At 53.1% G+C, this 448-nt stretch carries 1 protein-coding gene; it reads right to left on the bottom strand.

Features of this window, described 5'->3' with window-relative positions:
• Positions 1-126: 126 nt before the first annotated feature.
• Positions 127-444 carry a hypothetical protein gene (locus tag B3M52_RS08650; RefSeq protein ID WP_075194690.1) on the bottom strand — a complete coding sequence of 106 codons (318 nt, stop codon included), beginning with the start codon at positions 442-444 and terminating at the stop codon, positions 127-129.
• Positions 445-448: the final 4 nt, after the last annotated feature.

Genomic DNA, 448 nt, shown 5'->3' with positions numbered 1-448 from the left:
GCCGCAGGAGCGTGTTTTGGAAACAGATACCTTTCAATCACGAACAGGCACCCAATGTCGGGTACCACCAGGCATTGCATTAGGAATAGACTAAAACCTATGAGCTACTCACAGGTCAAAGGTTTTTCAGGAAGAGTTTTTAGCGCGCAGGAAAGTGCCACAGGCTTTGCACTGGTCCGGGGCCATCAGCTTGGCCTGCCAGCCAATCTTCTGCTCACAGGCGGGACATGCAAGACGCAGTTGCAGAATGATAATGGGGGTAACTAAAGCGGCAATCAGAAGTCCCAGCGGCCCCCAGCTGTCGCCACTGGACAGCCCGAGCTGGCTACTGAAGACCAGAACAATGACCAGCGAGAAGAACGCGAAAATAAAGTAACGCTTGTTCCAGGCTTCCCACCGTCGCAGACGGACATCCTGTTCCGCCGTCAGATACTTTGAACTCATGAGG

The organism is Marinobacter sp. UBA2688, from assembly GCF_002352785.1.
Taxonomy (GTDB): domain Bacteria; phylum Pseudomonadota; class Gammaproteobacteria; order Pseudomonadales; family Oleiphilaceae; genus Marinobacter; species Marinobacter salarius.
This window is presented reverse-complemented; position numbering and strand designations above follow the sequence as displayed.

Excerpts from the sequence above, each read along its gene's own strand:
- B3M52_RS08650 (WP_075194690.1), bottom strand. The coding sequence starts at position 444 with ATGAGTTCAAAGTATCTGACGGCGGAACAGGATGTCCGTCTGCGACGG.